Source organism: Rhizobium sp. BK512 (assembly GCF_014194915.1).
In the GTDB taxonomy this organism is placed as follows: Bacteria; Pseudomonadota; Alphaproteobacteria; order Rhizobiales; family Rhizobiaceae; genus Rhizobium.
The window spans coordinates 1-6249 of record NZ_JACIAS010000020.1; the positions used below are offsets into that span (position 1 = coordinate 1).

General features: G+C 59.1%; 4 protein-coding genes. 3 read left to right on the forward strand and 1 reads right to left on the reverse strand.

Annotation, left to right across the window (positions count from 1 at the left end):
- Nucleotides 1-242: 242 nt before the first annotated feature.
- The gene (locus FHX06_RS35385; RefSeq protein ID WP_183882697.1) at nucleotides 243-1472 is read left to right on the forward strand and encodes a right-handed parallel beta-helix repeat-containing protein; all 1230 of its coding nucleotides are present in this window, start codon (nucleotides 243-245) and stop codon (nucleotides 1470-1472) included.
- Nucleotides 1473-1541: 69 nt separating this feature from the next.
- Here the strand turns inward: FHX06_RS35385 and FHX06_RS35390 are convergent, their stop codons facing one another.
- Nucleotides 1542-2849, reverse strand: a complete 1308-nt coding sequence (locus FHX06_RS35390) for a hypothetical protein (protein WP_183882699.1) — start codon at nucleotides 2847-2849, stop codon at nucleotides 1542-1544.
- Between the two features lie 691 nt (nucleotides 2850-3540).
- Here FHX06_RS35390 and FHX06_RS35395 point away from each other — a divergent pair.
- Together FHX06_RS35395 and FHX06_RS35400 are read left to right on the forward strand one after the other, a co-directional pair.
- Nucleotides 3541-4728 carry a glycosyltransferase family 2 protein gene (locus FHX06_RS35395; RefSeq protein WP_113213133.1) on the forward strand — a complete coding sequence of 396 codons (1188 nt, stop codon included), beginning with the start codon at nucleotides 3541-3543 and terminating at the stop codon, nucleotides 4726-4728.
- Between the two features lies 1 nt (nucleotide 4729).
- Nucleotides 4730-6249: O-antigen ligase family protein (locus FHX06_RS35400; RefSeq protein ID WP_183882701.1), on the forward strand; the 1520-nt coding region annotated here is incomplete at its 3' end.

The window sequence follows — 6249 nt, forward strand, 5'->3', positions numbered from 1 at the left end:
CGCCGACATCGTCGTCGCCATCAACAATGTCAAACCCAAACGTCACGCAAAATATAACTTCCGTGACTCCGAATTATACGCAAGGTCCTTGATGAAATACCACGATTTTAAAATGTAAGCCTCGACATTACAAAGGATCTAATAGGCTCAGTCGATCGCTTCTGCGCTAGCAGGCGAAGGCCATTGATCATCACAACCGGCACCCCAAGGGATCACCAGACTACAGGGACAGGAGAAGCGTGATGACGGACTACTACGTTGCCACTGACGGAAGCGACATAGCCAAGGGCAACCTGTCAGCGCCATGGAAGACGATCGGCCGCGCCATGCAGGCGCAGCTCAAGCCCGGCGATCAGATCGTGGTGAAGGCGGGAACCTATCACGAGCAGATCATGATAACGAAGAATGGTACGGCGGATAATTACGTCACCATCCGCTCTGAATTGCCTGGCGGCGCTTTGCTCAGACCGCCTGCTTCGGACACCTACAGCACCCTGAACGTGCGAGCGAACTACATCAGGATCGAAGGCTTCGACGTCGTTGGCGGCGGGGGACATGCGATCGATATCGAAGGATCACACCATGTCACGATCAAGGCCAATATTGCCCATGACAGCGGCGGCTCGGGCATTTCCAGCGCCAAATCGGATTGGCTGACGATTGAGGACAACCGGGTCTATGGCAATAGTGCAACGAACGGTTATCAGTGCAGCGGCATTTCGCTCTGGCAGAACATGGACCTCGCCCCAGGCAACGCCGAGTTCCGCAACGTCGTCAGGAACAACATTACCTACGACAACGTGCAGGGACCCGCCATCAACTGGGAACATACCGATGGAAACGGTATCATCATCGACGGTTTTCACGATACCAAATACCGCTACGGCACTCTGATCGAGGGCAATGTCTCCTACGGCAATGGCGGCAAAGGCATCCACGTCTTCCTGAGCGACTTCGTCACGGTGCGCAACAACACCGTCTGGCACAACAACCATGACAATGCCAACAAAGGAAGCTGGCGAGGCGAACTGAGCAACGCCATGGGCAGCCACAATACCTGGGTGAACAATATCGCGGTAGCGGATCCGCGAACGGATTCCAGAAACCGGGCCATTAACGACGTTAGTACCAATGGCTACGTGAACGAGGATGTGAAGTGGTACAACAATATCACCTTCAACGGCACTCCACGCGAGGCATCGGTGCTTTCGGACGGCCATGCTCCGGATGCAGCGAACGGGAACCTGCTTGGACGTGATCCCCTGCTTTCAAATCCTGCCACTGGAGATTTCCACCTGAAGCCCGGTTCGCCGGCCATCGATGCCGGAACGACAGCTTTCGGGCTCGGATCTGCCGACCTGGACGGGCAGGCCCGCGCAACCGGCAAGATCGACATCGGAGCGGACGAGGCCGGTCCCAGTACGGAGACGCCACCGAATGCCGAGAACGTCTCTGGCTCGGTGCGGCGATAGACGCAGCCCCGCGAAAACATTTCGTCAATCACAACCCAATTATCGTGAATTCAGCGCGCGGATTGGCGCCTAACCGCAAGGTAACGAAACAGTTGGTGACGCGCGTCGCCAGACCTGGAAAGCCTGGAAGGTTTCGGTAACCTGAAAATGCTGGTCGGACAGGAACGCGGCCAGCACTCCTTCCGGATCGTAAATATCAGGCTTGCTGGTGACGACGAGAGTCGGAGCCTCCAGAGCGGCAGCAAAACCGGGCCGTGGCTCAAAGACATAAAGCGCGCTGCCACATCCCTTGCCTAGCGGCACATGATATACGAGAGCACCAAGTGCGTCGGCGCTCCACCAGACGCGATCGCCCCCGGTGAGGGCCGTGCGTACGACCGTGGCCGCAGCGCGATAATCGTCCTTGGCATGCCGCTGCGCGAATCTGATGCTCGCACCAGAAGCCAATGCCATTACCAGAAAGCCAACGACCACGAGCTTGCCGACAGGCCGGCGCCAGAGCAGCGTCGCACCTGCCGCCTGCAGCGCCAGGACGACGGCTATCGCAGGAGCAAGGTGGCGACCAACGACACGCCAATGCAGAATATATCCGGCGACCAGTATCAATGCTGCCGCAGCCGTGAATGCGATCGCGCATGCCGCGAGTGTGCGAGGCGGAATATTGCGAACGGCCTGGATTAGGCCGGCCAGCGTTACAGCAGCAACCAGGATCGCGTAGCTCGCGAGCGCAACGAGGTAAGACGAGACGATCGTCCCCTCGCCGGCGCGCAGATCAGTGCGCCCAGGACCGAGGCCTGCGAAACCCAGCAATTCGTAGGCCGAGAACAACAATGTCCGGGCGTCGGTCGTCGCCACTTTGGTGCCGCCCGCCCCCCCAAGTACGGTCCAGAAATAGTAAAGCCCGAGTGGCGCCAGCACGACCACGAGCAGAACCGACGGTCCGATGATATGGCTGTTCGCAAGCCGGCGAACGCGCCAGTGTACGGCACAAGCGGCGGCACCGACCGCGGCGGCGGCCCAGATCGCACCGAGCAAGCTGCTTCCAGCAAGAGCAATAAGTCCGAACGCAAGCAGCCAGACCTGATAGCGGCGAAGGAGCGGACCTTCCGCACTGCGATCGCTCGCCGCGACCACCGCGCGTTCGAGCAGGCCGAAGACCATCAGGCTCGCCCCGATCTGCATGCCATAGGGCCGCGCCTCATCGACATAATACCAGAGAAACGCACTGCTGGCGGCGACCAGAAGCCGATCAACCCGGCCATTGGCGAAGACGTAGAGGCCCGGAATAAGCCAAAGGAGGTTCATCACCCTCAGCGCAACCTCGCCGTCGCCCGCGACCTTCTCCCAGGCCCAGATCGCCACGAGAAAAAATGGCATCTGCGCATCGGAGCCAGTCTCCGCGACCATGCGAGCCAAAAGCGTCTGAAAGTGCGGCTCCGCGGCACGCCACGCAGTGTTGGCCTCGTCTATCCAGTAACTCTGCCCGCTGATCGCGGTGCAAAGTGCAACCAAGGCGGCGACCATGGCGAGCCACAGGATGACCTGCTGCGATAAAGGGTGCGACCTTTGCAAATGAGATATTCTGTTATTGACCGGGTTCGATGGTCCCGCGATCTCCGCGCCCAGCGCCGGATTGAGATCAGATATGCCCATACACGTACTCGTCCCACAACCGTGTCCAGCGCCCGGCCGGTAATAGATCCTTACCGGCCTAGGTCAGTTCCAAGACTAACTCGTTCTTCGTTTGAGCAACAATCAGCACAAAGTGGTACGCATACGTCTTATGGCTCGCTTTCGACCAGCCAATATAAAGAATAAAGTTCACTTCTACAGAGGCTTGCGTGTCATCACCGACAGGGATGTCGGGGTAAAATTCGATGAGCCTTGAAGCTTGCGAGTTCGGCAAGCTGAATGGAGCCGAGGATGGTCAAGAGTAAGACTATTGTAAAGAGTGATCGGATCGAGCGGTTTCTTCGAAGGATCTACGAGCGGTGGCCTCGTTGCGCCGACCGTCGTGCGGCAGCAGGCGCATGTAGTCCAACACATTTCATCACATCGGGGGCTTAACATGTTGCCGCGCAGCACGGAATCCCCCCTCACATGGCCCATCACCAAGACTGATCTTTCGTCTCACGGCATGTCAGATACGGACGGCCTGGTACTGAGTATTGTGGTGCCGGTGTTCAACGAGGAGGAGACGATCGTGCTCTTTCTCCAGGCCATGGATGCACAGACCAACGCGATCCGCGGCGCTCTCGGACCAGGCGGACAGGTAGAGATCCTCTTCGTCGACGATGGCAGCCGCGATCGCACCGTAGACATCATCGAAGGTCTCGTGGCGCAGCGACCGGATATCGGACTGATCTGCCTGTCGCGGAACTTCGGCAAGGACGCAGCTCTGGCAGCCGGTCTCGCCCACGCCCGCGGAGATGCAATCATCCCGATGGACGTCGATCTGCAGGATCCGCCGGATATCGTCCCGGATATGGTGAGCGCCTGGATGCGCGGCGCAAAGGTGGTCAACGCACGACGCAAGAGACGTGTCAGCGACACCTGGCTCAAGCGGTGCAGCGCCGCGGCCTTCTACGGCCTCTATAACAGGATGGCCGACTACCCCATCCAGGACAATGTCGGCGATTTCCGGCTGCTGGATCGCAGCGTCGTCGACGTCCTCAACGGCATGCCGGAGCGTATCCGCTTCATGAAGGGGCTGTTCTCCTGGGTTGGCTTCACTCAGGCGACGGTCGAATACGACCGGCCGAAACGTACGGCTGGCACCTCGAAGTGGGTATACTGGCGCTTGTGGAACTTCGCGCTGGACGGGATCACCGGGTCGACGACGATGCCTTTGCGCATCTGGACTTATGTCGGCCTCGTTGTCGTCTTTCTAGCGCAACTCTATGCGGCCATCATCATTGGACGAACGCTGATATTTGGCGTCGATATGCCCGGTTACGCCTCCATCATGGTGGTGATTCTGGTATTCGGCGCGTTCAACATGATTTCCGTCGGGCTTCTTGGCGAATATGTCGGCCGCATCGCTGTCGAGGTCCGACAACGGCCTCTTTATCTGGTGGAGCATCTGACCGGCCGGGCCGCTGCGGGGTCGGTTAATAGTGCCGCTGCAGATCAGACGCGACGCGATGCGCCCGCCGGTGCCAGCGCTCTGCGCCGGGTCGGCATCGCCGCAAGTCCAGCATTGACGGGCGTGAGAACGACGGAAGGCCAGTTGAGCAGCCAGTATCCGGCAGAATGACATGATGGAGAAGGCTTGCTATCCGGCAGTCTACAGCCCCAAAGTCATCATGCCGTGGCGGTCAATGGAGTGCATCGGCGTCCTCATCGCGCTGTTCCTTCTGAGTGGCTGCATCTTTCCTCTCATCGACCGTGACGGCAACCTCGATGCCAGCGAGATGGCCAAACTTCGCCTGCTCGGCATGCCCATCTATCTGATTTCTCTCGGACTCCTGGCTCGAAATCAGGCAGAGCTGCTGACTGCCATTCGCCGTAGTCTGCCGTTCGTCATCCTTCTTTTGTTACCGCTTGCTTCAGTGCTGTGGTCGTCGAGCCCCGCTCTCACCCTACAGCGGGGCGTTGCGCTCATTCTCTCCATTTCACTAGCATACCTTCTCGCCATCCTGTTCACGCCGCGGCAACTGCTGTTGCTGACAGTCGTGGTGCTTGGCACCGGCATGGTGTGCAGTCTTTTGATGGCTGTGGCATGGCCCAGTCGTGCGTTCACCTTTGGCGAGAGCTCCCTGAGAGGAGTTTTTGACAATAAAAACACCCTCGGGTGGAACGCAGCGATCGCGACTTTCGCGTGCAGCATGATGGCCGTGGATCGACGGGCTGGGCCTAGAATTGTCAGCATACCGCTGCTGTGCGCCAGTCTCTTTTGCCTGGTCGCGTCGCAGTCGATGACGGCCATGAACTCACTCGTCAGCGCGGTCCCGGCAACAGCTTTCTTCCTCGCCCTTTCAAAGACCCGCGACCTTGGACGGGCGACGCTCGTGCTGGTCTGCCTGCAATTGGTTGCGCTGATCCTTGTCGGACTTAGCGAATTGCTCGTTCCCCTGCTCGAAGCGATGGGCAAGGATGCGACGCTGACTGGACGCGTTCCGCTCTGGCGGGAAGTGGATCTCGCAATCGGACGACGGCTGTTGCTCGGTTATGGCTATCAAGCCTTCTGGGCCGACTCCAATGCCGACGGCTGGTACGTCCGCGCTGCAGCCGGGTGGCCTGCGCCGCATGCCCATAACGGCTTTCGCGACGTATTGCTGGGCCTCGGCCTCCTGGGTTTCATACCCTTGACCTGGACGATTGTCCGCGCGCTTCGGCAGGGGGCGACGCTGCTGTGTGATGCTCCCGAAGAGGGTTGGCTGTGGCTGAATGTGCTGGTCATCATGTTCCTGGTGATGAACCTCACGGAAACGATCATCCTCACTCAGAATAGCATCCTCTTCGTCCTGTTTGCGACTGCCGTGATTATGTTCGCGATCCGGTTTCCAACCGAAGCGAGAGATATTACCTCCGGGTTACGCTTGATCCGTCGACGGCTTGTTATGATCGTTGCGGTGATGATGGTGCTGATGGCGGCGTCGATCGTGCTGATCTCGGGCTTGAATCCGAGCTATCATGCCGCGTCCCGGCTGATGATCCACAAGCCCCTGGCAACTGCGCTTAGCACCGGCGATGCCGGCAACAATGCGCCGGTGAACGTCACATCCGAGACCGAGCGGCTGCTGTCCAGAAGCGTGACGGAGCGCATCATCCGCGA

Excerpts from the sequence above, each read along its gene's own strand:
- FHX06_RS35385 (WP_183882697.1), top strand. The coding sequence starts at position 243 with ATGACGGACTACTACGTTGCCACTGACGGAAGCGACATAGCCAAGGGC.
- FHX06_RS35390 (WP_183882699.1), bottom strand. The coding sequence starts at position 2,849 with ATGCCATTTTTTCTCGTGGCGATCTGGGCCTGGGAGAAGGTCGCGGGC.
- FHX06_RS35395 (WP_113213133.1), top strand. The coding sequence starts at position 3,541 with ATGTTGCCGCGCAGCACGGAATCCCCCCTCACATGGCCCATCACCAAG.